20 protein-coding genes are annotated in these 26274 nt (G+C 69.3%); 5 read left to right on the top strand and 15 right to left on the bottom strand.

Annotation, left to right across the window (positions count from 1 at the left end; translation table 11 throughout):
* Window position 1: 1 nt before the first annotated feature.
* The 3 genes from SYV04_RS25315 to SYV04_RS25305 form a co-directional block, all read right to left on the bottom strand.
* Window positions 2-358, bottom strand: a complete 357-nt coding sequence (locus tag SYV04_RS25315; RefSeq protein WP_321548713.1) for a hypothetical protein — start codon at window positions 356-358, stop codon at window positions 2-4.
* A gap of 59 nt (window positions 359-417) precedes the next feature.
* Entirely contained in the window at window positions 418-1197 is a 780-nt protein-coding gene (locus SYV04_RS25310) for a sulfite exporter TauE/SafE family protein (RefSeq protein WP_321548459.1), read from the bottom strand.
* Window positions 1198-1347: 150 nt separating this feature from the next.
* Entirely contained in the window at window positions 1348-2241 is an 894-nt protein-coding gene (locus SYV04_RS25305; RefSeq protein WP_321548458.1) for a hypothetical protein, read from the bottom strand.
* A 124-nt stretch (window positions 2242-2365) separates the two neighbouring features.
* Here SYV04_RS25305 and SYV04_RS25300 point away from each other — a divergent pair, with 124 nt between their 5' ends.
* Window positions 2366-3970 (top strand): leucyl aminopeptidase, encoded by a 1605-nt coding sequence (locus tag SYV04_RS25300; RefSeq protein WP_321548457.1) that lies wholly within the window; start codon window positions 2366-2368, stop codon window positions 3968-3970.
* 78 nt (window positions 3971-4048) lie between these two features.
* Here SYV04_RS25300 and SYV04_RS25295 read toward each other — a convergent pair whose 3' ends face one another.
* From SYV04_RS25295 to ruvB, 7 genes are all read right to left on the bottom strand, one after another.
* On the bottom strand, window positions 4049-4639 hold the full coding sequence (locus SYV04_RS25295; RefSeq protein WP_321548456.1) for a hypothetical protein: 591 nt from the start codon (window positions 4637-4639) through the stop codon (window positions 4049-4051).
* A gap of 92 nt (window positions 4640-4731) precedes the next feature.
* A complete protein-coding gene (pyrF, locus tag SYV04_RS25290) occupies window positions 4732-5457 on the bottom strand; it encodes an orotidine-5'-phosphate decarboxylase (RefSeq protein ID WP_321548455.1) in 726 nt (241 codons plus the stop codon).
* The gene (locus SYV04_RS25285; protein WP_321548454.1) at window positions 5454-6695 is read right to left on the bottom strand and encodes a DUF4388 domain-containing protein; all 1242 of its coding nucleotides are present in this window, start codon (window positions 6693-6695) and stop codon (window positions 5454-5456) included. The genes pyrF and SYV04_RS25285 overlap by 4 nt, the downstream gene beginning before the upstream one ends.
* 9 nt (window positions 6696-6704) lie before the next feature.
* Window positions 6705-7793, bottom strand: coding sequence for a DsbA family protein (locus SYV04_RS25280; protein ID WP_321548453.1), 1089 nt, complete (start codon window positions 7791-7793; stop codon window positions 6705-6707).
* A 52-nt stretch (window positions 7794-7845) separates the two neighbouring features.
* On the bottom strand, window positions 7846-8790 hold the full coding sequence (gene lpxC, locus SYV04_RS25275; protein ID WP_321548452.1) for a UDP-3-O-acyl-N-acetylglucosamine deacetylase: 945 nt from the start codon (window positions 8788-8790) through the stop codon (window positions 7846-7848).
* A gap of 424 nt (window positions 8791-9214) precedes the next feature.
* Window positions 9215-10705, bottom strand: coding sequence for a hypothetical protein (locus SYV04_RS25270; protein WP_321548451.1), 1491 nt, complete (start codon window positions 10703-10705; stop codon window positions 9215-9217).
* Between the two features lie 16 nt (window positions 10706-10721).
* Window positions 10722-11756: a Holliday junction branch migration DNA helicase RuvB gene (gene ruvB, locus SYV04_RS25265; RefSeq protein WP_321548450.1), complete on the bottom strand. Its 1035-nt coding sequence runs from the start codon at window positions 11754-11756 to the stop codon at window positions 10722-10724.
* Between the two features lie 102 nt (window positions 11757-11858).
* Between ruvB and SYV04_RS25260 the strand changes: the two genes are divergently transcribed.
* Together SYV04_RS25260 and SYV04_RS25255 are read left to right on the top strand one after the other, a co-directional pair.
* Complete coding sequence (locus SYV04_RS25260; protein ID WP_321548449.1) at window positions 11859-13097, top strand: zinc-dependent alcohol dehydrogenase; 1239 nt, start codon at window positions 11859-11861, stop codon at window positions 13095-13097.
* Window positions 13094-14167 (top strand): MBL fold metallo-hydrolase, encoded by a 1074-nt coding sequence (locus SYV04_RS25255; protein WP_321548448.1) that lies wholly within the window; start codon window positions 13094-13096, stop codon window positions 14165-14167. The genes SYV04_RS25260 and SYV04_RS25255 overlap by 4 nt, the downstream gene beginning before the upstream one ends.
* Before the next feature lie 4 nt (window positions 14168-14171).
* Here SYV04_RS25255 and SYV04_RS25250 read toward each other — a convergent pair whose 3' ends face one another.
* Window positions 14172-15560: a peptidoglycan-binding domain-containing protein gene (locus tag SYV04_RS25250; protein ID WP_321548447.1), complete on the bottom strand. Its 1389-nt coding sequence runs from the start codon at window positions 15558-15560 to the stop codon at window positions 14172-14174.
* Window positions 15561-15702: 142 nt separating this feature from the next.
* On the opposite strand from SYV04_RS25250, the gene ileS reads away from it, so the two are divergent.
* The gene (gene ileS / locus SYV04_RS25245; protein WP_321548446.1) at window positions 15703-19443 is read left to right on the top strand and encodes an isoleucine--tRNA ligase; all 3741 of its coding nucleotides are present in this window, start codon (window positions 15703-15705) and stop codon (window positions 19441-19443) included.
* A gap of 12 nt (window positions 19444-19455) precedes the next feature.
* Here ileS and SYV04_RS25240 read toward each other — a convergent pair whose 3' ends face one another.
* Genes SYV04_RS25240 through SYV04_RS25225 form a run of 4 tightly spaced genes read right to left on the bottom strand, consistent with a single transcriptional unit; the run spans window position 19456 to window position 24345 of the window.
* Window positions 19456-21438: a beta propeller repeat protein gene (locus tag SYV04_RS25240; protein WP_321548445.1), complete on the bottom strand. Its 1983-nt coding sequence runs from the start codon at window positions 21436-21438 to the stop codon at window positions 19456-19458.
* Entirely contained in the window at window positions 21435-22958 is a 1524-nt protein-coding gene (locus SYV04_RS25235) for a caspase family protein (RefSeq protein ID WP_321548444.1), read from the bottom strand. Before SYV04_RS25235 ends, SYV04_RS25240 begins: the two co-directional genes overlap by 4 nt.
* Window positions 22955-23728, bottom strand: coding sequence for a hypothetical protein (locus SYV04_RS25230; protein WP_321548443.1), 774 nt, complete (start codon window positions 23726-23728; stop codon window positions 22955-22957). The genes SYV04_RS25235 and SYV04_RS25230 overlap by 4 nt, the downstream gene beginning before the upstream one ends.
* The gene (locus tag SYV04_RS25225; protein WP_321548442.1) at window positions 23725-24345 is read right to left on the bottom strand and encodes an RNA polymerase sigma factor; all 621 of its coding nucleotides are present in this window, start codon (window positions 24343-24345) and stop codon (window positions 23725-23727) included. The genes SYV04_RS25230 and SYV04_RS25225 overlap by 4 nt, the downstream gene beginning before the upstream one ends.
* 191 nt (window positions 24346-24536) lie before the next feature.
* On the opposite strand from SYV04_RS25225, the gene SYV04_RS25220 reads away from it, so the two are divergent.
* Window positions 24537-26267: a CotH kinase family protein gene (locus SYV04_RS25220; protein ID WP_321548441.1), complete on the top strand. Its 1731-nt coding sequence runs from the start codon at window positions 24537-24539 to the stop codon at window positions 26265-26267.
* The last annotated feature ends 7 nt before the right edge of the window (window positions 26268-26274 follow it).

Here is a 26274-nt window from a genome sequence, read left to right as displayed (position 1 = left end):
GTCAGGCCTGGAGGCCGGCGCCCACCGCGAGCGCCAGCAGCGCCAGCACGCCCGCGGCGTAGAGGGTGTAGCGCCACTCGCCGCGCAGCCCCAGCATGGTGCCCGCCACGGCCAGGCGCGCCACGGGCGTCACCAGCAGCAGCGAGGCGGCGCCCTTGCGCAGGGTGTCGATGGCCACGTGCGAGTCCAGGGACTGGGGCAGCGCCTCCAGCCCCAGCGACGCGAGGAACATCCCGCCGCTGATCAGCGCTCCACCCCGGAGGAGCCGGGCGATCCACCGCTCTCCGGCCGCCGCGCGCCCCACCCGCATCGTCGTGGAGCGGGGAGACACGGTGTTGCGCGCCGACTCCGGAACCACCACCGCGTTCACTCCGGTCACCGACTTCGCCGACAGCGTCACCGGCGCCACGGAGCCGCTTACTTCCACATGCTCGGCCACAATCCCACGCCTCCCTTCCACAACATCTGTCCGGCCACCAGCAGCAGCACGATCGCGAACACCTTCTTGAGCACCGCCGTGGGCACGCGCGGCATGACCCGCGTGCCCAGGTACGCGCCACCGAGCACCCCCACCACCAGCGGCGAGACGAGCTCCAGCTTCACGTGCCCGCGCCAGGCATAGGAGGCCACGCTGGCGGCCCCCGTCACGCCCACCATCAGGTTGCTCGTGGCGGTGGCCACCTTGAAGGGCACCCGCATCCCCGAGTTCATCAGCGGCACCTTCAGCGGGCCGCCGCCCACGCCCAGCAGCGCCGACAACCCGCCCGCCACGAACGAGCCGGACACGCCCAGCGGGTAGTTCATCGGCGTGTACGCGGCGTCCACTGGCTCCTGGCGCCGCGAGCGGGCCAGCAGGCTGTGCAGCCCCACATAGAAGGTGAACAGGCCGAACACCACCGCCACCATGGCCGGGGCGATGTAGGCGGCCACCAGCCCTCCGCCGATGGCGCCCAGCACCGTGGCCAGCTCCAGCGTCAGCCCCAGGCGGATGTCACTCAGGCGCTTGTCGACATAGCTTGCAGCGGACGCACACGAGCCGGCCACCACGCACATCAGGCTCGCAGGCACCGCATCTTCGAGGGGAATGCCCAGGCCGATCACCAGCGCGGGCACCAGCACCACACCGCCGCCGATGCCGAGCAGCGCGCCGGCAAGGCCCGCCAGTCCACCCGCGGCGATGAGGAGAAGCACCGTCATTGCCCAGGGAGGATAGGAGTGCTCCCCAGGATCGGATAGCGGCATTCCCACCCACCCCCGATGCTCGCCTGGATGGCTGCTGTCCTGTGACTCAGCCCTGGGACCTCAGGACGATCCAAGCGTTCGGAAGCGGGCGACGCCAATGCCGCCTCAGGCCGCGCAGGCGCCGATGGTGCCCTCGGGGAACTCTTCCAGGAAACGTGAGCGCGTACGCGGTGTGAAGGTGCCACGCGCCATGTATGCCAGCAGTCGCCGCAGCACGCCCCGCGCCTGCTCCAGCGCGCCGTCCACCTCGGCGGCGAAGTCGAAGCCATCCTGGCGGTACAGCTCGTGGAAGCTCAGCTGCGAATAGGCCGGCAGGGCCCGCGTGCGCCCCAGCGGACTCGAGAGCAGCAGCCCCGTCATATAGAGGCCGCGCACCCACCCATCCAGCTGCGCCTTGGTGGGGGCCTGCCCCACTCGCTCCTGGGAGGCCAGCCGCACCAGCTCGTAGATGCCGCGGCCGATGCCCCGGTACGGAAAGCCCGTGCTCTTGATGACCTGGAAGCGCTCGCGCAGCTCCGGCGTGCCCAGCACCTCCATGCCGTGCAGCTCGCGCAGGTAGAAGAGCGTCTGCGCCCATTCGATCTGCCGGTGCGCCACCAGCGCGCTCTCGGCCCGGCGCCGGTGGCGCGCTACCAGCCGATCCACCTCCGGGTGCAGCCGTCGGTCCAGGCACAGGTGCGTGAAGTAGCCGGCCAGCAGCGCCAATCCCGCCTCGGTGCCCACCAGGGCGCCGGTGGCCACCAGCTCCGCCATCTTCAGCCCCAACCCCACCGGGGCACGCTCATGGTACAGGCGCGCGAAGAGCGGCAGCTCCCGCTCGGGCAGCAGCGCCGAGAGGCCGCCGCGAACGCCTTCGCACAGCGGCAGATCCGGCAGCGCCGCGCCAAAGCGCGCGTACGGCAGATCCTCGGACAAGGCACGAGCGACGTCCGCCGGCAGGTTGCCCGGTTGGGTGGCGAGCCGCTCGATGGCTGTCAGGTGAAGCAGCAGCGTGGGCATGCAGGACAACAGCTATCCAGCGCGACGCGTCAATGCAATGACCACGTGCAACCGAAGCCTTGCGCGTAACAGGGGGGGCGCTAGATTCCGCGCCTTTCTCCCTACCCAGGAGCCTCTCTCCACCATGAATTTCAGCTTCGTCTCGGGTGACGTGGTGCGCGCCGGCGGCACCTTGCTCGTCATTCCCCTGTTCGATGGAGACCTCGGCGACAGCGCTCCCGCTCCGCTGATCGCCGCCGACAAGGCCCTGGAGGGTCAGCTGCGCGCCGCCGCCTCGCAGGAGGGCTTCAAGGGCAAGGCGGATCAGACGCTGGTGCTGCACACGCTGGGGAAGCTCGAGACCGCGCGCGTGGTGCTGCTCGGCCTGGGGGCCCGGGCCCGGTTCACCCCCGAGGTGCTCCGGCAGGCCGCCGGTCGCGTGGCCAAGACAGCGCAGAAGCTCAAGGTGACCGAGCTCACCTTCACCCTGCCCTCCACGGAGGCCTCCGAGGCGACCGTGCGCGCCATCGTCGAGGGGCTGCTGCTGGGCGCCTACCGGTTCGACCGGTACAAGACGTCCGGCAAGGAAGAGAAGAACGCGCCGCGGCTGAACACGGTGCGGCTGGCGCTGCCCGAGGGCACGAGCAAGAGCCGCGAGCTCGAGGCGGCGGTGAAGCTGGGCCAGCGAGTGGCCGAGGCCACCAACTGGGCGAGGGATCTCGTCAATGAGCCGCCCAACGTGGTGAACCCGGAGCGGCTGGCCGAGGCCGCGCAGGAGGTGGCGAAGGAGACGGGCATCAAGGCCACCATCGGCGGGCGCCGCGAGATCGAGCGGCTGAACATGGGCATGTTCCTGGGAGTGGCCCAGGGCAGCGCCAACGAGCCGCGGCTGATCCACTTGGCCTACGTGCCCAAGAACGCGAAGGACGCGAAGCGCGCGCCGGTGGCGCTGGTGGGCAAGGCGATCACCTTCGACTCGGGCGGCCTGTCGCTCAAGCCGGCCGACTCGATGATCGAGATGAAGACGGACATGGCGGGCTCAGCGGCGGTGATGGCGGCCATGCGGGTGATTGGTGAAATCAAACCGCCCTTCCCGGTGCATGCCTTCATCGGCGCGTGCGAGAACATGCCCTCGGGCACGGCCTACCGGCCGGGAGACATCCTCACCTCGCGCGCGGGCAAGACGGTGGAGATCACCAACACGGACGCCGAGGGGCGACTGGTGCTGGGCGACATCCTCACCTGGGCGTGCGAGCACAAGCCGGCGGCGGTCATCGATCTGGCCACGCTGACGGGGGCGTGCGTGGTGGCCCTGGGCAACTACATCGTGGGGGCGTTCGGCGAGCACGACACCACGGTGCAGGGCGTGCTGGAGGCGGCGCGCACGGCGGGCGAGGAGATGTGGCGGATGCCGGTGACGGATCTGCAGAAGGACGCGCTGCGCTCGGAGGTGGCGGACATGAAGAACGCCGGCGAGCGCTGGGGCGGCGCCATCAACGCGGCGCTCTTCCTCAAGGAGTTCGTGGGCGACACGCCGTGGGTACACCTGGACATCGCTGGCCCGTCGACGAGCCCCAAGGAGCGGGGCTACTTCAACAAGGGCGCCACGGGCGTGGGCGTGCGCACGCTGGTCGAGTACGTGCGCGCTCGCGCGGCCACGCAGGAGAGCCAGCCCGAGCCCGAGACCGCCGCGCCGGTGAAGCCCGCCAAGGGCGCCAAGGCCGGCAAGGGCAAGTCGGCTCGGGGCTGAAACAGTGATGGATGGCCCGACCCTCCGCTTCGTGGAGGTCAAGGACCGCCTGGTGGGCCGCGGCTCAGGAGGCCGCGGCTACAACCCGCGCTCGGGCAGCGGGCGCACGGCCCCGAAGAGGGTCTCCACACTCTGGGAGACACCCGCGGGCGCATCCGACGGCCAGGTGGCGAGCATCATGAAGACGCGGCCAGGGCTTCCCTCCGTCACCGCGACCCGCCCCCGCACGTCGGCGCCCACCTCGAAGTTGAAGCCCACGGCGCTGTCGGACAGGGCCAGGGGCTCGAGCTCCGAGGCAATGAAGCCCGGCTGCTCGCGCAGGCCCTGATTCAGCCGCTCGGCGAACTGGATGGGCGTGGCGACGGCCGGAGCCACCTGCAACACCACCTCGGCGCGGGTGGCCCGGTGGCGGAGGACGACGGGGATGGTGAGCCCCTCCGGAGTGTTCTGCTCCTCCTTCTCCGCGAGCTGCCACTCCGCGCCAGGACGGATGATCTCGAAGCCGAGGTCTTCATCCACATAGCGGCGCGCCGTGGAGCGAGGCTCCTCGAAGGTGGGACTCGACTCCTCGACGGACGCCTGCGCCGCTGGAGCCCTCACCACCGCGGGCCGCGAAGCCCCGCAAGCCGCGCACAGCACCAACAGCCCCCACCCCAGCATTCGCCGCATGTCCGCCCCCCGCGCCCCAAACCCAGAGAGCCGAAGGTGGACACACGTCCCACGCGTGACCAGTGGTGTCCGCGCTCAGGGCAAGGCGGCTGTCAGGCGGAGGAAACTTCCTCGGCGATGGCGCGGGCAGCGGCCACCGGATCCGCGGCGGCATGCACCGGACGGCCCACCACCAGCAGATCGGCTCCCGCCCGCACCGCGAAGGCAGGCGTCTCGGCGCGAGCCTGATCCCCCTTCTCCGCGCCCGCGGGACGGATGCCGGGCGTGCAGAGGAAGGGCGAGGAACCAAGCAAGCGGCGCAGTCCCTCGGCCTCCCGAGGCGAGCACACCAGCCCATCCACTCCCGCGTCGATCGCCAGCCGCGCCAGCCGCTGGGCCGCACCCTCGGGCGTTCCGCTGAAGCCCACCGCCGCCACGTCCTCGGCGGACAGCGAGGTGAGCACCGTCACCGCGAGCACCCGGGGAGGAGCGTGGCCCTGCGTCCGAGCCCCCTCTCGCGCCCCGCGCACCGCGGCCTTCAGCATGGCCTCGCCCCCGGCGGCATGCACGGTGAGCAGCGCCACGCCGAGCGCTCCGGCGCGAGCGGCGGCCAGCTCCACGGTGTTGGGGATGTCGTGCAGCTTCAAGTCGAGGAACACCCGCGCGCCCAGCTTCTGGAAGGCGCTCACCGCCGCCGGGCCATGCTCGACGAAGAGCGAGAGGCCCACCTTGGCGAAGGCCACGTGCTCGGCCACGCGCGAGTACAGCGAGAGCCCCTGGTCCAGCGGCAGATCCGCGGCGAGGGCGAGCCGCTCCCGGGCGGGGATGGGGTTGCTCACGTCAATCCTTCCTGGAGGGCGCGATAGGTGATGGAGAGCTGATCGGCGATGTGCTTGGGCAGCACGTTCTGCGCGGAGAAGAGCGCGTAGGAGACGAACGCATCGAGCGCCTCCATCGTCAGCGCGCGCGCCAGCGCCTCGTCGCCTCCGGACACGTTGTGGCGGATGCGGCTCACATCCACGCGCCCGTCCACATCGAGCTCCACGCCGGCATACGCCTCCTCGAGCCCGGGCGGCGGTGCCTTGAGGAAGCCGCGCAGCATGCCCACGTCGCGGCCCTCCTCCTCGACGGCGCGGTACACCAGCGAGAGCAGCAGGTTGTAGCGCTCCTCGGGGCTGAGCATCTCCGAGCCCAGCACCTCTCCCATGGAGCGGGGCGGCGGCGCGGCGGGCACCGCGGGCTCCAGCACGAGCGAGCCATCACGCACCCGCTCCTCCGCCCAGGTGAGATAGGCGTGCATGCTGCCCTCGTACGAGGTGCGCAGCTCCTTGACCGTCACCCCCTGCCGCAGCCGGGCCAGCAGCGCCTCTTCTCCCGGCGGCAGGCCATCCGGCCCGGGCCCCACGCGCACATCATCCGGGAACTGCCGACGCAGGCGGGTCGTCGCCTCGCCGCGTTTGATGCCCTGGATGACCAGGTCCCTTGTGCGCTCGGGCAGCTTGACGACATCGCCCAGCGGCGGCTGCGCCTCCTGGAAGAGGAAGCTGCCCTCCACCATGTCGAAGAGGTTCAGCACCACCTCGCGCACCAGGTACGTCATCGCGTTGTAGAGGTTGGCCTCGGAGACCATGCCCTCGGTGGTGAGCACCTGACCGATGCGCCGCGTGGGCGTCACCAGGCTCACGGCGCGGGTGAGCTGGTCCGAGGTGATGATGCCCAACTTGACGAGCACCGCGCCCAGCCGCTCGTAGCGCTCACTGGAGGTGGCGAAGATGACCTGTCCATCTCGGAACGTCACCGCCCGTCTCAGCGTCTGGTGCTGGACGATCAGGTGTCCGCTGCGGATGCCAGAGAGGATGTAGGCAAACACATCCTCCATGAAGAGCGAGCCGAGACTGCCGGCGAAGAAGCCGATCAGGTCCGGCGGCTCCCGCAGGAGGACCATCCCCTCGGGCGCATGGAAGTGCGCCGCGAAGGGGCGGGTGGGCGATAAGCCCGCGGCGAGCGGTCGCTCCAATTCGAGAGCGACCGTTTCACCGGTGATGCGAGGAGTGGCTTTGGGGCGTGGAGGTGCCACGCCACCAGTCTACTTCTTCTTCTTCAGTTCGGCGTCGATGATGGACTTGAACTCTTCAGCCGGCACCGCACCCGAGAGGGCGACACCGTTGATGAAGAACGCTGGGGTACCCGTGACCCCCACCTTTTCACCGTCCGCCATGTCCTTCTTGACGAGCTCGGCCTTCTTGCCGGAGTCCAGGCACTCGTTGAAGCGGGCGGCGTCCAGGCCCAGGTCAACCGCGTGCTTCTTGAGGTCGTCCACCTTGAGCGCCTGCTGATTGGCGAACAGCTTGTCGTGGTACTCCCAGAACTTGTTCTGGTCCTGGGCGCACAGGGAGGCCTCGGCGGCCTTGGGCGCCTCGGCGTGGAAGCTCAGCGGGAAGTGGCGGAAGACCAGCCGCACCTTGCCCTCGTAGCTCTTGAGCACCTCGTTCACGCTCGCGTTGGCCTTGCTGCAGAACGGGCACTGGAAGTCGCTGAACTCCACGATGGTGATGGGGGCGCCCTCCGGGCCCTTCGCGGGGCCAATGGCCGCAACCTCGATGCGCTTCTCGGGCAGCATCGTCTGCAGGTCCGCCTTGGACTTCAGGTCGGTGAACAGCGCCTGGGCCTTCTCGCGCTTGTTCTGCTCGGTGAGCATCTTGATGATCTCCGGCTTCACCTGCTCCAGGGTGACGTCCGGAGGCAGCTGGCCGCCGCCCTTGGCCTGCTCGAAGACCTTGTTGATCTCCTCGTCGCTGGGCTGGGGGACCTTGTCCTCGATCTCGGCCTTGATGAGGGCGTCCTCGTTGGGCAGCCCGCGCTTCTTGGCCTCGGCCTGCACGAGCTTCTCGAGCACGTAGCCCTCGAGGCCGCGCTTGATCATCTCCTGCTTGCGCTTCTCCAGGTCCGCCAGCGGGGCACCCAGGCGGCCGGTGAGCTCACCGTAGGTGACCTTCTGCTCGGCGCCATCCACCTTGTAGGTGGCGACCACGGTGTCGGCCGGCGGCTCGCACTGGCCACCCGCGGCGGAGGTGTTCGTGGCAGAGGCCGCCGGCGACGACTGCTTGTTGCAGCCGGCGGTAAAGGAGACCGCGACGAGCGCGGTCAGGACGAGACGAAGGGGAAGCTTGGACATAAGCCGGGGGTCTTAATCGAGGTGTCCAGGACCTCGCAAAAGATTCTTCGGCTCAGGCGACCAGCGGCTCCAGTTCCAGACCGCCCGCGAGCTCGGACAGGCGGACGTCGGCCAGCTCCAGCTCCGCCGGGCGACCCTCGACGAGCGCGTAGCAGCTCGGATCCGACAGCACCTTCTGCACCAGCTTGTGGTTGAGCGCGTGGCCCGTCTTGAAGACCTTCAGGTGGCCCACCACCGGGCGCCCGAACAGGGACACATCGCCGATGGCGTCGAGGATCTTGTGCCGGACGAACTCGTCCGCGAAGCGCAGCCCCTCCGGGTTGAGGATGGAGGACTCGTCCACGACGATGGCGTTCTCCAGCGAGCCGCCGCGCGCCAGGCCCAGCTTCTTGAGCATCTCCACGTCGCGCAGGAAGCCGAAGGTGCGCGCCCGGGAGATCTCCCCGGAGAAGCCCCGGTCGCTCAGCTCCATCTCATAGGACTGGCTGGAGATGAGCGGGTGCTTGAAGTCGATGGTGCAGCTCACGCGCAGGCGGCGGGCCGGCGTCAGCGAGGCCTCCTTGTCGCCATCCGCCACGGTGACGGGCTTCGTGATGACGAGGTAGGTGCGCTTCTCGTCCAGCTCGCGCACGCCGGCGCTCGTCACCATCTGCACGAAGTGCGCGGCGCTGCCGTCCATCACCGGCACCTCGGGGCCATCCAGCTCCACGCGCACGTTGTCGATGCCCAGGCCGGCCAGCGCCGACAGCAGGTGCTCCACCGTGCCCACCTTCACCCCGTCCTTGCCCAGCGTGGTGGCCAGCGCCGTATCCACCACGTACTCGGACAGCGCGGGAATGGTCACCGGGCGCGGCGTGTCGGTGCGGACGAAGACGATGCCGTGATGGGCCGGAGCCGGCCGCAGGGTGAGATTCACCCTCGCCCCCGAGTGAAGACCTACCCCCTGGCAGGAGATGGGATGGCTCAGGGTGCGCTGGTTGTCAGAAGCCAAAGGCATTGCGGTGTCGCCTCTCTCACAGCTCGGTACGGCTTTGCTCGCCGTTCGGACCGTCCGGAACCGGACCGAAACGTTCACTGCCGCTGCTGGTACGCCGCGTTGAAGTGAGCAAACCGTATGCCATCCCATCGCTGGGCCTGCCCTCGAGCAGGCAGCCAGGAGTGCTCACAGCCCTTTGAATTCCTTGGGCTTTTTTTCGACGCATGCGCTGAGCCCCATTCCGGTTGGGGCCTCCCCCCTCAGGTCGCCAAGACTCCACCCATCCACCGTGACATTGGTGTCCGAGATCCATCATTCGCCGTTCACGGAGCTGTGACCTACTGGACACAACCCCGTGGTGCGATGCGTCGGTCCATAGCGCAAGCGACCGCCCAGAAGCAAACACTGCCCCGGCGAAAGCGCGGACTCCGGAGTGTTCAGGGCTTTAGCGGCGGGTGGGAGCCAGGAAACGGTCCCGCAGGGCCTCGGCGTCCTTGCGGTCGAAGGAGCGGCCCTGCAGCAGCACCCGGCGGCTGATGGAGGTGAAGGCGTTCTCCAGCGTCTGTGTGAACTGACGCAGGTCCTCGGCCAGGCGCAGCCGGATGCTGGGGCCCTCGGGAGGCCAGGGCAGCTCCGTGAGCAGCGCCGCGAAGCGGTCGAAGGGCTCGTAGTCGGAGTAGCGCAGCAGCTGGTAGCTCACGTCCTGGAAGTAGCCGAGGTAGGCCTTGAGGGGCGCCAGGGCGCTCTCCGAGACCGGCACGTCCTCGCGACGCAGGGCCACCTCGGTGGTGCGGCACAGCTGGCCGAAGACCCACAGGTCCTTGCGCAGCCGCTGGGCCATGGCCTCCGGGGCCGCCAGCGCGGTGAAGGCGCCCTCACCGGAGGCGGCGCCGGGCTCGAGCGCCTCCACCAGGGCCAGCACCTGCCCGCGGAAGAGCGCCGTGAAGGCGACGGCGGCCTTCATGGAGGTGTCCTGGGAGCCGTTGAGCTCCGCCAGCACCTCGCGGGCGATGCGGTTGCTCTCCTTGGCGATGTCGCGCGCGGCGCGCAGGCCCGCGGCCTTGAGGCGCTTGGGGCCCACCTGGGTGGCCAACTCCTGGCGCAGGTAGCCCACCAGGCTCACCGCCTCGCTGCGCACCAGGGCGAGCACCACGCGCGAGCGCCGAGGCGGGGCGTCCTCGCCCTCCTGGCCGACATAGGAGAGGTAGTGCAGCAGGCGGAAGAGCGCGAGGAACGCGGTGGTGAAGGGAGCGCGGATGTCCTTCGGCTGCGTGGCGAGCAGATCGAGCACCCGCACCGAGCGGACGCGGTCGTACTCGATGCGGAACTCCAGCGGACGGAACGGGCGGAAGTAGCGGTTGAGGACGATCTCCCGCAGGGCCAGGTTGCCCACGTCCGTGAAGAGGGCGAGGCTGCACACCGGCAGCTTGAGCAGGTGGTCGATGAGGTTGCGCAGCGCCTCGAAGGCCTCGCGCAGCACGAAGAGGCTCTCCTGGGGCGTGTCCTGGTCCAGCTCTTCCTCGAGGAAGGCGCGGCGGATGCGGTCATCGGCCAGCTGGGTCTCCACGTACTTGCGGAAGACCATCTTCGAGTCCGAGTCCGGGTCCTGCAGCCGGCGGGCGATGCGGATGGCGCGCTGGATGGCGTCGCGCACATCCTCCAGCTCCTCGTGGAAGTCGCGGGTGACGAGAGGCCGCTCGTGCGCGTCCACCACCACGTTGTGGAGGTTGAAGTAGCGCTCCACGCCGCGCAGCAGCATCTCGAACTCGAAGAGCTGCTCCTCGCGTCCCTCCACGGAGATACCGCGCAGCCAGCGCTCGCGCTCGGCGAGCACTCCGGAGCGCGAGGCCTGGGTGGTGCGCATCAGGTCCGCATAGAAGTCCCGCGCGACCCGAGGGGTCGTCTTCACCGGCTCCTTGGTGCGTGCCTGGCTCATCGGAAGCGATCCCCTATCAGAAGAGGCTGCCCTGGGGCGAGGCGGGCGGCGGTGCCTTCTTGAAATAACCGTAGGCGCGGTGCGTGGCCATGCGACCTCGCGGGGTGCGCTGCAGGAAGCCTTCTTGGAGGAGGTAGGGCTCGTACACGTCCTCGATGGTGTCGCGCTGCTCGCCCACGCTGGCGGCGATGGTCTCCACGCCCACCGGGCCTCCGCCGAACTTGTCGATGATGGTCAGCAGAATCTTGCGGTCCATGGAGTCCAGGCCGCTGGCGTCCACGCCGAGCCGGTCCAGCGAGGAGCGGGCCAGCTCCAGGGTGACGTGGCCCTCGCCCTCCACCTGGGCGAAGTCGCGAAGCCTTCGCAGCAGCCGGTTGGCGATTCGGGGCGTGCCGCGCGAGCGGGTGGAGATCTCCTTGCTGGCGTCGCGGTCCAGGGGCACCCCGAGGATCTTCCCGGAGCGGTTGATGATCATCTCCAGGTACTTGGGCTCGTAGTACTCGAGCCGCTCCTGGATCTGGAACCGGTCCCGGAGGGGCGAGGTGAGCAGGCCCGTGCGGGTGGTGGCACCGATGAGGGTGAAGGGCGGCAGGTCGATCTTCATCGCGCGCGCGGCGGGGCCGGTGTCGATGGTGATGTCCAGCCGGAAGTCCTCCATGGCAGGATAGAGGTACTCCTCGACGGCGGCGTTGAGGCGGTGGATCTCGTCGATGAAGAGGACGTCGCGCTCGTTGAGGTTGGTGAGCAGACCGGCCAGGTCGCCCTTGCGCTCCAGGGCGGGCCCACTGGTGACGTGGATGCCCACGCCCAGCTCGGAGGCGATGATGTGGGCCAGCGACGTCTTGCCCAGGCCGGGAGGGCCGGAGAAGAGGCAGTGGTCGAGCGCGTCCCCGCGGCGGGCCGAGGCCTGGACGTAGACCTTGAGCTTCTCGACGACGGCCCCCTGGCCCACGTACTCGTCGAAGGTGCGCGGCCGCAAAGAGGCTTCCAGACGGACGTCATCCGTCAGCACCTCTTCCGACAGCGTGTCGGACTTCCGCTTCGTAGCCATGTCAGGGTTCACCCTAGCAAGAACGGCGCGCGTGTCGCCGTCCATCTCCCAGCGGTAGACTCGCGGGTTACGCCGGTTGGCTGGCCAGGGAGCGCGCTCCACGTGAAGGGTCTCGTGTTCGACTTGTCCATCCCCAAGTACGTCCTCGCCAAGGGCATCGGAGGGATGTACCCGAAGGTCCACTATGGCCCGGGGAGCTGCCTGTCCCTGCGCAAGCTGCCCTCCCCTACCCCGCCCGGCCCGGAGTGGGTACGCCTGAGGCCGCTGCTCACGGGCCTGTGCGGCTCGGACATGGCCACCGTCTTCTTCAAGGCCAGTCCCCAGCTCGAGCCCTTCAATAGCTTCCCCGCGGTGCTGGGGCACGAAATCCTGGCCGAGGTGACGGCGCTGGGCCCGGAGACACGCGGAGTCGAGGTGGGACAGCGCGTGGCGGTGAACCCGCTGCTGCCGTGCCGGCTTCGCGGCATCCACCCCCCGTGCAAGCCCTGCGCGGCGGGGCTGGAGAACGGCTGCGAGCGGACGGCGGATGGCTGCCTCGCGGCCGGGCAGATGCTCGGCTACCAGAAGGACCTGCCAGGAGGCATGGGTACGGAGATGGTGGCCCACCCCTCCCAGCTCCACCTGGTGCCGGCGTCGGTGTCGAACAAGGCGGGGGTGCTGGTGGAACCGCTGGCGGTGAGCCTGCATGCGGTGCTCAAAGCGGGGTTGAAGGACGAGGACCGGGTGCTCGTCATCGGCGGCGGGCCGGTGGCATTCGCGGCGCTGTGGGCCATCCGAGCGCTGGGGCACCGCAGCCACGTGACGCTGCTGGCGACGGAGGAGTACCAGCTCAAGCTCGCCCGCCTGCTTGGGGCGGACGAGGCCTTCCGGGTCCAGGGCGACGTGGCCGAGGCCCAGGAGGTGGCCCGGAGGACCGGCGCTCGGGTCTACCAGCCCGTCATCGGCCCGCCGGCGCTCACGGGGGGCTTCGAGGTGACGATCGACTGCATCGGCAGCGCGGCGTCCGTGCAGGACTCGCTGCGCTACACGCGGGCGCTCGGCCGGGTGGTGCTGGTGGGTGCGGCGGGCATCCTGGAGCGGGTGGACTGGACCACAGTGTGGCGGAATGAACTAACGCTGCTCGGCTCTTACGTCTATGGGCCCGAGAGCTTCCGTGGAGGGCGCAAGCACACCTTCGATCTGGTACTGGAGTTGCTCGCCCGCCGGGAGGGGCCGGACCCCTCCGTGCTCGTTACCCATACCTTTCCGCTCTCGAGATACCGAGAGGCCATCGAGGCGAATCTGGCGCGTGGACGCTACCAATCCGTGAAGACGGCTTTCGATCTGACGGTGAACGCATGACCTCGAACTTCCGCCCCCTGCCCTCCCTGACCGAGGCCCGCGCCGAGAGCGTGCCGGGCGTCAAGCTGCAGCAGTTGCGCCGCGCCACGCTGGAGGCGCGCGAGGCCTTCGTAGCAGGCGGCCCGGTGGCCTCGGTGACCACGTGCGACCTCATTACGTTCCCCTACCCCACCCAGTTCGCCTTCAGCGGGGCGGCGATGTCGCCGGCGCCGTACGTGATGATGACGAACCGGATGCAGGTGGTGCAGTTCCTGGAGGACGGCGAGCTGCGCACGCTGCTCTTCAACCCCAGTGACTACGAGCGGGGGTACGCGGCGCCCTTCTTCCGGAGCCTGCGCGAACGCTACGGGGCGTTCGTCTCGGACAAGGTGATGTCCACGCGGCACGGCTCGGTGGAGAGCCACCTGGAGGCGCTGGGGCTGAAGCCAGCGGACGTGGACTACCTGGCCTTCGACCATCTGCACGTGCAGGACGTCCGCCGTTGGGTGGGCGGGGCGGGCGAGTCGGCGTACTTCCCGCGGGCGAAGCTGCTGGTGCAGCGCGCCGAGTGGGAGGGCGTGAAGAACCTGCACCCGATGCAGAAGGCCTGGTACGTGCCCAACGGCACGGCGGGCGTGCCCGAGGACCGGGTGGTGCTGCTGGAGGGGGACGTGTGGCTGGGGCCGGGAGCGGCCATCCTGTCCACGCCGGGGCACACGCTGGGGAACATGTCGCTGGCGGTGGCCACGGACCGCGAGGTGTTCGTGGTGAGCGAGAACGGCGTGGCGACGGAGAGCTACACGCCGCTGCAGTCGGCCATCCCGGGCATCCGAGGCTTCGCCGAGCACATGGGGTTGGAGGTGGTGCTCAACGGCAATACCCGCGAGCACTCGTTGGACCAGTACTCCTCCATGGTGGTGGAGAAGCTGTTCGCGGGGCCCTCTCCGGTGGAGGGGGCGTTCGTGAACTTCCACCCCTCGTCGCTGCTGACGACGTCGATGCTGGCGCCGGGCCTGTCTCCCACGGTGGTGCTGCCGCCGCCGAACTTCGGGGATGTGCGCTCCTCGGCCGCCTCTCGCCGCGCCGCGTGACTCCTTACGGCTGGGCCTGAGTCGCGGACGGGTTGTAGGTGATCTGCAGCACCTCGCCCGAAACGACAAGCTGGTTCTCCATGTACGTGGCCATGTCGTTCCGGGGCACCTCAATGGGCCCCGTGGCCATGGGGTCGAGCACCAGGAAGGTGTCGGTGTCCGCGTTGTAGCCCACCACCGAGACGAAGTGGCCTCCGTCAAACACCCCCTTGGGGGAGGCGTAGTGCGCGTCCATGCCCTCCGTCTCACCCCACCCTGAGTTGGGGTTGCCCGCCACCACGAAGGCGATGTTGTCGTTCTCTCCGTTCATGAAGGCCAGCGCCATGCGATCCGCATCGGACTGGCGCGCGCCGTTGTAATCATTTTCCCAGACCGTGACCTCGACTCCCGCCGCCTGCATCTCGGGCTTGAGGAGGGCATCCTCGATACCGTCGGGAGTCGAGTCGTCGAGCTCATCGCTGCCGGGCTGCCCCATCTCCCGCAGCCGCAGGGTGGACTCGTAGCTCTGCGCCGGCGTCATGCCCTCCACGCTCCAGCCCGGCACTCCCAGGTAGCTCAAGGCCATGTTGGCGGAGGCGTAGCCGCAGTTCTGGTTGCCATCCACGGCGCGGTCCGGGTCTCCCTCGAGCTGGTTGATGAAGTGGCTGCCCGCCCGTGCCTGTGTCGCCGCATAATCCTGCGGCGAGAGCAGGCTGTTTCCCTCCCGGTCCAGCATGCGGAAGCCGCCTTGGGGTCCCATGACCAGGGTGCCGTTCTCGAACGACTGCCTCACGGAACCGTCCGGCTGGGTGACGGCGGCCGAGGTAGCCAACCCCAGTTGCGCGCCATAGACGTTGGCCGCCTCCTGGAAGAGCGTCTGAGACAGGGCGATGGCCCCGTTCGGATCGAACCGGCCGTTGGTGGTCGGCATGCCGTAGCCCGGGCGCGGCCTCGGGTTCTGCATGGCCGCCACCGTGGCGTCATCCACGATGCCCGTGGGCTCCAGGCCGTTGTCCCGCTGGAACTGTCGGACGGCCTCCTCCGTGTCTCCGTTGAAGGTGCCCATCAGCTGGTGGTCCGCGTCCAGGTAGCCCAGTCGGTCCAGGAACCGCTGAACGATCTCGACCCCGTGGGCGACGCTGTCCTCCGGCCCCACCGGATCCAACCGCTGGTTCGGTCCTCCGACGTTCACCCCCGTCAGCTGCCGGGCAAACGGCTCACCCATCGGCCCCCAGGCGAACTGGGAGAACAGCCGCCCCTCCTGCGCCCGCTGCGACACCGTGGTGGCGAAGGTGTCCACCGCCTGGCGCACCTGGGTCACCGCGTTCTGCACCGTCTGGACCGGGTCCCCGCCGCTCTTCGCCAGGGCGGTGACCCCCACCTGGAACAGCTTCGGGAGGATGGTGTTCGACACGCGGACCTCGGAGCAGGGGGTTCAAAACCATTATCACCCGAATGCTTCCCGAAGTTCACGTACCGTGTGGGTCGTCCTACAGCGGTCGAACCTCACAGGAAAGAGGCCGACCGGGCGCGTCAGGTGCTATCTCTGCGACGCTATGTCCCAGTCTCCTACCCCTCTGTTCTCCACGGTCCCCAACGAGATCGACTTCCCGGCTGACGAGCGCCGCATCCTCGCCTTCTGGAAGGAGCGCCGCATCTTCGAGCAGACGCTCCAGGGGCGGGATGAGGCTCCCGCCTTCGTGTTCTACGAGGGCCCGCCCACCGCCAACGGCCTGCCCCACAACGGGCACGTGCTCACCCGCGTCATCAAGGACCTGTTCCCCCGCTACAAGACGATGCGCGGCTTCCGCGTGCCTCGCAAAGCGGGCTGGGACACCCACGGCCTGCCCGTCGAGGTGGAGGTGGAGAAGGAGCTGCGCATCCACGGCAAGGCCGAGATCGAGCGCTACGGCGTGGAGCCCTTCACCGAGCGCTGCATCGAGTCCGTCTTCCGCTACACCAACGAGTGGGAGCGGCTGACCGAGCGCATCGGCTTCTGGGTGGACCTGCCCGAGGCCTACGTCACCTACCACCGCAGCTACGTGGAGAGCGTGTGGTGGGCGCTGGCCGAGCTGTACCGCAAGGGCCTGCTCTACCAGGGCCACAAGATCGTCTGGTGGTGGCCGCAGGGTGGCACCGCGCTCAGCTCGGGCGAGGTGGGCATGGGCTACCGCACGGTGGACGACCCCAGCGCCTACGTCGCCTTCCCGCTGGTCAACGCGCCGGACACCTCGCTGGTCATCTGGACCACCACGCCCTGGACGCTGCCGTCCAACATGTACGCGGCGGTGAACCCCACGGTGGACTACGTCACGGTGGACGCGGGTGACCGCAAGTTCATCCTCGCCGCCGCGCTGCGCGAGGAGCTGGCCAAGAAGCTCAAGAAGGACCTGCCCGTCCTCGAGACGCAGAAGGGCAGCGCGCTGGTGGGCCTGCGCTACACGCCGCCCTATGACATGTACTTCAAGCGCGTGGCCGACACGGAGCTGCCCCTGAAGGAGGGCGGCAGCGACTCGCCCGCGTGGCGCGTCATCGGCGCGGACTTCGTCACCCTCAGCAGCGGCACGGGCATCGTCCACATCGCCCCGGCCTTCGGCGAGGACGACTACGACGCCTTCCGCAAGGAGCGCACCCGCTTCAGCAATCCCGAGGCGCTGGAGCTGTTCTGCGCCATCCGCTCGGACGGCACCTTCTCCGAGGACGTGCCCTCGCTCACGGGCAAGTTCGTCAAGGACGCGGACAAGGACATCCAGCGCGAGCTCAAGGAGCGCGGGCGCATGCTGCTCATCGAGCAGTACCGCCACGAGTACCCGTTCTGCTGGCGCGCCGATGACGACCCGCTCATCCAGTTCGCCCGCCCGGCCTGGTACATCCGCACCACGTCCGTGAAGGACAAGGCGATCGCCAACAACCGCGCGGTCAACTGGGTGCCCGAGCACATCAAGGAGGGCCGCTTCGGCGACTTCCTGGCCAACAACGTGGACTGGGCCCTGTCGCGCGAGCGCTACTGGGGCACGCCCCTGCCCCTCTGGGTCCACCAGGAGACGGGCGAGGTGGAGTCCATCTCCTCGCTCCAGGAGCTGCGCGGCAAGCCCGGCAACAACCTGGCCGAGGTGGAGGCCGAGCTGAAGGCGTTCCTCGCCAAGAAGCCGGGCGCCACCGCCGTCGAGCACCTCATCGTCCACAAGCCGTGGATCGACAAGGTCACCTTCGAGAAGCCCGGCACCCCGGGCCGCTTCGTGCGCGTGCCCGAGGTGGTGGATGTGTGGTTCGACTCGGGCTGCATGCCCTTCGCGCAGTGGGGCTACCCGCACGCGCCGGGCTCGCGCGAGAAGTTCGCTCAGGCCTTCCCCGCGGACTTCATCTCCGAGGCCATCGACCAGACGCGTGGCTGGTTCTACTCGCTGCTGATGATCAGCACGCTCGTCTTCGATGAGGAGACGCAGAAGCGCGAGGGCATCACCCCCCGCCGCGAGTGGCCGATCCCGTACAAGAGCTGCATCGTGCTGGGGCACGTCTCCGACAAGGAGGGCAAGAAGGAGTCCAAGTCCAAGGGCAACTACACCCCGCCGGAGATCATCCTCGACGAGGTCCGCATGGACTTCGCCGTGCTGGATGACAAGGCGGCGGGCGTGCTGGGCGTGGCCGGCGAAGCGCTCATCGCCCGCGAGGACCTAGAGGGCCTGGACATCCAGGAGGGCGCGAAGGTGCAGGTCTTCCGCCCGGACAACCCGGGTACGGCGCTCACCCTCACGGTGAAGGCGCACAAGAAGCTCAAGCGGCGCGTGCTGCTGCTGGCCAAGAAGGACCTGGAGGCGCTGGGCGTGGCGCCCTCGGCCCGTGGCGCGGACGTGATGCCGGTGGAGGTGCCCCGGCTGGCGACCTCCGAGCGCGTGGTGCTCAAGGATCCGGCCAGCCGCGCGCCGGGCGCGGACGCGTTCCGCTGGTTCTTCTACGCGGCGAGCCCCACCTGGTCCAACACGCGCCACTCGCTGAGCAACGTGCGGCTCCTGCAGAAGGACTTCCAGGTCAAGCTGCGCAACGTCTACTCGTTCTTCACCATCTACGCGAACATCGACGGCTTCTCGCCGGCGCGGGGCAACCCGGACTCCTCCGAGGCGCCCTGGCGTGCCATCCGCAAGAGCGAGGGCTGGCGCGAGCCGAAGTCCCGCACGGTGCTGGACCGGTGGATCCTCTCCGAGGTGCAGCTCGCCCTGCGCGATGTGTCCCGCTCGCTGGACAGCTACCACGTCTACGAGGCGGCCCAGCGGATGGTGGCGCTCGTGGACGCGCTGTCCAACTGGTACCTGCGCCGCAGCCGTGACCGCTTCTGGGCGCCCGGCATGGAGCAGGACAAGCTCGACGCCTACTACACGCTGTACGAGGCGCTCACGACGATCGCCGCGATGTCGGCACCCTTCATCCCGTTCTTCGCTGATGAGATGTGGGGCAACCTGGTGCGCAAGCCTTGGCCCACGTCCCAGCCGGAGAGCGTCCACCTGGGCCGCTTCCCGGACGCGGAGACGGGGCTCATCGACGAGGGGCTCTCGGCGGAGATGGGCGCGGTGCGCGAGCTGGTGTCCCTGGGCCTCAAGGTCCGCACGGACAACCGGCTCAAGGTGCGCCAGCCGCTCTCCAGCGCGGACGTCATCCTCGCGCGCCGCGAGCTGCAGGAGCGCGTGGCCGTCTACAAGGACCTCATCAACGACGAGCTGAACGTCCACGAGGTGCGCTTCCTGGAGACGGGACAAGAGGCGGACGTGGTGCGCTACAAGGTCCGGCCCAACCTGCGCGCGATGGGCAGTCGGCTGGGGCCCAAGCTGGCCCCAGTGCGCAAGGCGTTCGACGCGGCGGATGGGCGCATCCTCCAGCGGGAGCTGGCGCTGAAGGGCATGGTGGCGCTGACCGTGGACGGGGAGCGGATGGTGTTCCCCGCCGAGGAGCTGGAGGTGCTCGTGGAGGCCAACCCCGGCTACGCGGCGGCGGGCGCGAGCGTGGGCGTGGTGGTGCTGCACACGGAGCTGACCGAGGCGCTGGTGGACGAGGGACTCGTGCGCGAGCTGCTCGCCCGCGTGCAGGCGGCGCGCAAGGACATGGCGCTGGGCTACACGGACCGCATCCGCCTGTGGGTGGACGGTGACGCGCGGGTGAAGAAGGTGACGCAAGAGGCCAAGGACCTCATCACCCGCGAGACGCTCACCTCGGAGCTGCACGTGGGCCCCGAGGGGCTCACGGGCAAGGAGGAGGAGTTCAGCCTCAACGGCCTGCCCGCGCGTCTGCGCGTGGAGCGGGCCTGAGCGGAGTCCCGCTCAGGGTCTGTAACGGAGGATGGAGCCGCCGAAGCCGCCGATTCGCGGCACCATCCCCATGCCCCAGAGGGCGCTGAAGCGCCCTCCGTACGGCACGGGCTCCGGCACCCAGGTCAGCCCGTTGAAGTGGAACAGGGTCGTTCCCTCCGCGTGCCGCTCCAACACGTAGACGTCCGAAGGCCCTGTGCCCCAGATGTCGATGAGTTCGCCTTCCGCGAACGGGACCACGGGCGACCAGCGCTGCCCGTCGTAGTGCCGGACGACACCTTGCGCGCCGACGGCCCAGATGTCGCTCGGGCCCGAACCCCACAATCCATAGAAGGCATGGGTGGTCGGCGGGTCCAGCGGAACGGTCCTCCAGCCGCTCCCGTCCTGGCGGAGAAGCGTGCCGGACTCCCCCACCGCCCATACCGCCCCGGAGCTCGTCCCCCACACGCGGTGCAGCGTGGCGCCAGTCGGGCTGGGACTCACGGTCCAGCGCTGGCCGTCGTAGTGGAGGATGCGGCCCGCATCTCCCACCGCCCACACGTCCTCTCGGCCCGTGCCCCAGACGCTTCGCAACGTCTCCGGGACGAGGGACTCCGGCCAGGGCGCGGCGGTCGTGCCGTCGGAGCGCACGATCCTTCCGCCCTCCCCGACCGCCCAGATCTCCTCTGAGCCCGAGCCCCAGACATCATTCAGCGCGGCGGTCGTGCCGGTGGGAATGACGTCCCACCGCCCGTCGCGCCAGCGCAGCAACGCGCCGAGGTCTCCAGAGGTCCACGCCTCCCTGTCACTCAGGGCGTAGCCCCCCAGCACCGGGGCATACGAACCCTCGCGGAGAGAGGTCCACCCGTCGCCGTTCATCCGAAGGATCTGGCCCCGGCTACCCACCGCCCAGAGTCCCCAATCGCGTGTGCCCCAGATATTCGCGAGGTCCTCGGAGATGCCCAGCGAAGTCCACACCGGCCCGTTCTCATCGATGCGGAGAACGTTTCCGGCGTCGCCCACTCCCCAGACTTCGTTCGGCCCGAGCGCCATGAGGCTGTTCAGTGGCTCGGTCCCCTCGTGGACCACGCTCCACACGCTCTCGCTGTAGCGCAGCACGCGCCACGTCCCGGTGGTGGCTCGCTTATCGAGTGCCCACAGCACCCCGTCCGCGCCGCTGAGGCTCAGGACGAGCTCCCCCTGGAATCTCGGCTGCTGCACCCAGGCCTGGCCGTCCCAGCGCAGCAGCGCACCCTCCGCGGTGACGACCCACACATCATTGGGAGCCGAGCCCCAGAGCCCCGTGAAGTAGTGCGGAGGCACGCTCTCCGGCTTCGTCCACTCCGCTCCGTCCCAGTGAAGCAGGGCCCCATCGAACCCCGCCACCCAGACGTCGCTCGGGCTGCTGCCCCAGACGGCCACCAGGTGTTGCTTCAGGCCCGTGGCCACGGGCTGCCAGGCAACCCCGTTCCACCGCACCACCGCGCCCCGGTTGCCCACCGCCCAGACGTCATCAGGACGCGTCCCCCAGATGGCCAGGAGCTGCTGCGTCGTGGCGGAGCGGTAGACCTTCCAGCCGTCGCCATCCCACCGCGTGGCGATCCCCGCCGCCCCTACCACCCAGACGTCGTTGGGCCCCGACGCCCAGACCGCCTCGTAGTAGCGCGCGTGGGGAGACGGGTTCTCCCAGCACCAGTGCTCATCGAAGCAGCGGCCTGCGAGGTCCAGATAGCCCGCATCCGGTTCGTCGGGCTCAGGGTCGCCTCCTCCGTCTGGCCCGCCGTCGTACCCTCCATCCGTTCCGCCGTCGAAGCCTCCGTCGGTTCCTCCGTCCTCTTCCGTGGGAGTCGCGGGGTTCTCGATGGACTGGGGGCACTGATCCGCCGCCCGCATGCACATCTGCGTCGCCTCGCAGCAGGTCCACCCGTCGGCACACGGGCAGGCGCGCTCGTCCAGCGACACCGGCGCCACGCACGCCCCTAGCAGCACCCCGAGCACCGCGAGCAGGCGCTTCAAAACTGACCTCCCAGTTGCAGTCCCGCGGTGCCCGGTCCGACGACAGGAGCGGCCTCGGCGTTCGCCCCGGGCCACAGCAACAAGCCGAGCCCCACCGCACCCGCCACGGCTCCCGCCGCGTACAGCGTGGTGGACCGTCGGTTCAGCGACTGGATGCGCTGGTTGCGGCGCATGACCTCGGCCTGGGGCAGCCCGTTCATGCCTCCCGATCGCACGCCGCGCGCGGACATCGTCGTCCACACGCCTCCGCCCAGGCTCGCTCCCGCCAGCCCGACCGCGCTCCAGCCCGCCACGCGCCGCCATGCGGGGACCGTGGACTCTGCGGGCTCGATGAGCACCGGCATCCGGAAGTCGTACGTGTCGACCGTCTGCCGGTCATACGGCAACGAGAAGATGAGGCTGAACGCCTCGTGCTCCGCGCCACGGGCCCCCACGCGCGGCGCCTGCGGCGTGAGCGCGGCGAGCTGGACCACCTGAGGCATCGCGTCGATGCGGTACTCCTGCCCGTCCACCACGCGCCGCACGTACAGCGGGCCCGTGCCGATGGGCCTCGCCACCCAGAGCCGCTGCCCGGAGGCGTTGTGGAAGTCGGCCAGGCGCACACCCTTGCTGTCCTCGAGCCGCAGGTGCATGGCCTCGCGCCCGTCCACCTCGATGCGGTGCTCGAGCGCATTGCCCAGCTCCACCAGCCACTGCCCGTCCTTCGGTGGGCGCGCGTGGACCTCGGGCCGGAAGCGCTCGTTGGGGATGGCCGCGTTCGCCCGCTCCACGAAGGCGGCGATCTCCTTGTAGCTCACCCGCCCGTCCCCATCCGCGTCCGCCGCCCCGTAGAGCCCCGAGCGCACCTCGTGGCTGAAGACCCCCGCCTGGAAGGCCTCCCACTCGTGGCTCTCGCGCACACTAGAGGTGGACAGCAGCAGCCCCACACGGCCGTCGTCCGACAGGCGCGCCACCTCGCTGAAGCCCTGCAGCGGGCGACGCTGTCCCCCCGGCCCACGCCCATACGCCAGGAAGTACGAGGAGCACGCATCCACGATGAGGTGCGCCTGGTCGGCCTTTACCCGCTCGATCAGTCCTTCGGCCAGATCCCTGCCCGTGAGCCGCCGGTCCTCGAGCGTCACGTAGCCCTGGCCGTTGCGCACGCTGCCGTGGCCCGCATAGACGAAGTAGATGACCGTCCCCAGGTCGCGCGCCCGCGCCTGCTCCACGTCATGCGCGAGCTGGTCCACCAGCCGCTGCCACTCGGCCCACCGTGGCGCGCTCGCCTCGGCCGCAGCCTGCGGGTGCAGCCGCTCCGTGTTCTCATCCAACCGCGCCAGCAGGTACGTGCGCGCCCCGAGCAGGCGGAACAGGTCCAAGTAGCGCGCCGCATCGTCATCCGCGTAGCGCAGCGCCGGCTCGTTCGGGTCCACGCTCTGGTTCACCCCGACGATGAACGCGAAGGCCGCGCGCGGGCGCTCCTCCGCCAGCGCGGGCAGTGCCACCAGCGCCAGTGTTAGCGCCAGGCTCCCCCTGCTCATTTCCTCACCTTCAGCGAGAAGGAGGTGTGCTCCGCGCCAGGCAGCGGCAGCGGCTGCGTCGGGTCTCGCCCCTTCAGTAGCGCCTCGGCCCGCTGCACCGTGAGCCGCTCGTCCGCCAGGACGCTATGCACCACCAGCCGCTCTCCATCAAAGGTGTGCGAGATGGCCTCGGGCAGCTCGTGCAGCGCCGTGCCGCCAAACGCCTGCACCGCACCGGGGTCCTCGTCCGGGTTGGACCAGCTCGGGTGGAACCAGTACACGTGCTGGTGCTCGTCCACTCCATAGATGAGGAGCCACTTCCGGCCCTTCGGGTTCTGGTACGCGAAGGCCAGCTCATCCCCCGCGCGCAGCTCTCCCTCCACGGGCTCGGCGGCCACTCCCGGCCGCACCCGGAAGACACGCAGCGCCTCGGACGAAGTCACCACCGGGCCACCGCGCGCCGTGAAGCCCTCCGGCTCCGGCTGCCCGAACGGCTGGGTCCGCGTCGCCACGACTCCCACCACGAGCAGCGCCACCACCGCCAGCGCCACCGCGCCCTGCGTTACCGGTACCGGCGGGCGGACCAGGCCCAGCGCCTGCCCCAGTCGCGCCTGTGCATCTCCCGACGCTTTCGGGTCCAGCCTCCGCAGCAGCAGGTGACGATCATAGAACGTCTTGCAGGAGACACAGTTCGGCAGGTGCTCCCGCAGCGCGTGCTCGGCGCCCAGCTTCAGCCGGCGCGCGAAGTGGTCGTCCACGCGACCACGCATGGGGCAGACGACGTTCTTCATGACGGTGTACTCCCTTCGCGCAGCAAGAAGCGGCGGAGCAGCGAACGGATCCGCATCTCCTGGTAGGCCAATGTCGTGCGGTGGATACCCAGCTCCCGCGCGGCGTCCCGCTGCGGCAACTGGCGCAGGAAGCGCGCCTCGAACACGCCCTGCCACTTCTCCGGCAGGCACTCGCGCCGGAAGCGCTCCACCAGGATGCGGGCCTCGCACTCCTCGGAGGCCTCCGCCACCGTGGTGGCTTCATCTCCCCCGAGCTCCCGCGCCTGCTCCAGCGCGCCCTTCTCGCGCTGCTGGCGACGCACGAACTCGAGCGCAAGGTGGTAGGCCACCGTGGCGATCCACGCCTTGAGGGCGCCACCCCGGAAGCTCCGCCGAAGCTCCTCGCGGGAGATCAATCGATAGAAGACCTCATGGATGACGGTCTCCTGGTCCGCCCCGGAGAGCACCCGCCCCACCGCCCGCTGCACCGTGGGATAGAGCTCCCGGTAGCACTGCTCCAGAACGGAGCGGCGGCCCGCGTGAAAGTCCACGAGCCAACGGTCCGAACCGGTCTCGCCGAGTTCGACGCAGAGCGCATTGTCGATATCCGCCTGCACGCCGACCCCTTCCCCGTTCACCAACGGCCCCTGGAAGGGATCTAGGTGCTCCAGACCTGGAGACAACCCCACCCCCCACCCCACTCGCGGTGCGTGTTCAACCCGCGACGCCCCCGCCGCGAAAAATCCGCCGGAAAAAGGAGTTCGTCCACGTGACGGGCCTCGCGCATTTCCAAAGGTGAGAGCGACGAAGAACGAAAACGCGCTGGAGGATGAAACCCATGAAGGCGGTGGTGGTGATGGCGGGCGGGGGGCAGAAGGACACGCAGGAGCGCGCGGTGTGGTGGATCGCGCTGGTGGGCACGGTGCTGCTGATGGCGCTCAGCGGCTGCGGGCAGGAGCAGCCCGGGCAGGAGGAGGAGTCCACGCAGCAGGACACCTTCACCTTCCCCGAGCTGCAGCAGGAGGTGCCCATCTACCAGCTCTACATTCCTCCGGAGACGCTGGCGAAGTTCGAGGCGGATCCGTACCTGGACGAGCAGCCGGCGCGGCTCGTCATCAACAAGCAGTCCTATGACGTGAAGGTCCGCCTGAGAGGCTCCAGCTCACGCTTCTTCCCGAAGAAGAGCTGGCGCATCGAGTTCCCCAAGGACACGGAGTTCGACGGCCGGCGAAAGCACAACCTCGTGGCGGAGTTCCAGGACCGTACGCTCATGACGGAGAAGCTCGCGTACGACTCCATGCTGGCCATGGGTCTGCCCGCGCCGCGCACGAAGTACGTGCGCCTGGCCATCAATGATCTGTACCAGGGCGTCTACCTCGACATCGAGCGCGTGGATAACAGCTTCGCCGAGGCCCACGGCTTCGCGGATCCGGATCCGACCATCTACCGGTGCGGCGCCAAGGACTGCGAGATGAAGCTGTGGCGCACCGACTACCAGCAGGACTGGCAGAAGGAGACCAACGAGAAGAAGGAGGTGGGCAAGAAGGACATCGAGGCGCTGATGCGCGTCATCAACCACACGCCCGAGCCGGACCTGCCGCGCGTGCTGGCCGAGAACCTGGAGCTGGAGCGCTACCTGCGCACGCTGGCGGTGGAGGTGCTCATCTCCAACAACATCAGCGAGGACTCGCAGAGCTACCTCATCCACGACCGCGTCACGGGCAAGTGGACGTACGTGGCGTGGGACCTCAACAACAACGACGCGCGCTGGTGGCCCACCTACGGGCTGGGGATGAAGCCGGTGGTGGAGCACCCGCTGTTCCCCTTCAGCCTCGCGGACGGCTGGGTGGAGAAGATGTACGTGAAGCGCGCGAACCGCCCGGACTTCCTGCCGACCTTCTCCAACCTCAACACCCGCATCACCTACAACCCCGAGCTGCGCGCGCAGTTGGTGGCCCTCATCGACCGGGGCTTCAACGAGCTGTTCGCCCCCGAGGTGCTCCACCCGCGGCTGGACGCGATGCACGCGCTGATCGCCCCGTACATGGTGGCCGACCCGTACCTGAACCTGGGCCCCGAGGGCCAGTATGACCCGGACGGGCTGGCGAAGTTCCACGAGGGGCTGCCCTTCCTCAAGGCCTACGCGGAGCGCCGGGCCGACTTCGTCCGCGCCCAGCTGGCGCGCTTCGAAGCCCCGCCCCAGACGCTGCGGCTGAACGCGGTGAGCCCCTCCGAGGGCTGGGTGGAGCTGCACAACCCGACCGACCACGCGCTCTCCACCGACGGGCTCGTCCTCACGGCGGACCTGCGGCGCACCACCGCCTCGCTGCGCCAGAGCCACACGAGCACGGTGCTCGCCGCGCGCCTGGTCCCCGCCGGTGGCACGGTGCGGCTCACCCGCGAGGAGCTGGGCTTCACCCTCCCGCCGCAGGGCGAGCTGGGGCTGTTCGACGGCAAGTCGGTGGTGGGCGCCCTGGATGTGCTCTTCTACGGCGCCCTGCCCGCAGGCAGCTTCTACGTCCGGAGCCAGGGCAGCGACTCCCGCTGGGAGCGCCACTGAGCAGCGC

The organism is Hyalangium ruber (assembly GCF_034259325.1).
GTDB classification, from domain to species: Bacteria; Myxococcota; Myxococcia; order Myxococcales; family Myxococcaceae; genus Hyalangium_A; species Hyalangium_A rubrum.
This window is presented reverse-complemented; position numbering and strand designations above follow the sequence as displayed.

Bases quoted from the DNA above. Each gene is read 5' to 3' on its own strand.
- SYV04_RS25310 (WP_321548459.1), bottom strand. From the start codon at position 1,197: ATGACGGTGCTTCTCCTCATCGCCGCGGGTGGACTGGCGGGCCTTGCC.
- SYV04_RS25305 (WP_321548458.1), bottom strand. From the start codon at position 2,241: ATGCCCACGCTGCTGCTTCACCTGACAGCCATCGAGCGGCTCGCCACC.
- SYV04_RS25300 (WP_321548457.1), top strand. From the start codon at position 2,366: ATGAATTTCAGCTTCGTCTCGGGTGACGTGGTGCGCGCCGGCGGCACC.
- SYV04_RS25295 (WP_321548456.1), bottom strand. From the start codon at position 4,639: ATGCGGCGAATGCTGGGGTGGGGGCTGTTGGTGCTGTGCGCGGCTTGC.
- SYV04_RS25280 (WP_321548453.1), bottom strand. From the start codon at position 7,793: ATGTCCAAGCTTCCCCTTCGTCTCGTCCTGACCGCGCTCGTCGCGGTC.
- lpxC (WP_321548452.1), bottom strand. From the start codon at position 8,790: ATGCCTTTGGCTTCTGACAACCAGCGCACCCTGAGCCATCCCATCTCC.
- SYV04_RS25270 (WP_321548451.1), bottom strand. From the start codon at position 10,705: ATGAGCCAGGCACGCACCAAGGAGCCGGTGAAGACGACCCCTCGGGTC.
- ruvB (WP_321548450.1), bottom strand. From the start codon at position 11,756: ATGGCTACGAAGCGGAAGTCCGACACGCTGTCGGAAGAGGTGCTGACG.
- SYV04_RS25255 (WP_321548448.1), top strand. From the start codon at position 13,094: ATGACCTCGAACTTCCGCCCCCTGCCCTCCCTGACCGAGGCCCGCGCC.
- ileS (WP_321548446.1), top strand. From the start codon at position 15,703: ATGTCCCAGTCTCCTACCCCTCTGTTCTCCACGGTCCCCAACGAGATC.
- SYV04_RS25235 (WP_321548444.1), bottom strand. From the start codon at position 22,958: ATGAGCAGGGGGAGCCTGGCGCTAACACTGGCGCTGGTGGCACTGCCC.
- SYV04_RS25230 (WP_321548443.1), bottom strand. From the start codon at position 23,728: ATGAAGAACGTCGTCTGCCCCATGCGTGGTCGCGTGGACGACCACTTC.
- SYV04_RS25220 (WP_321548441.1), top strand. From the start codon at position 24,537: ATGAAACCCATGAAGGCGGTGGTGGTGATGGCGGGCGGGGGGCAGAAG.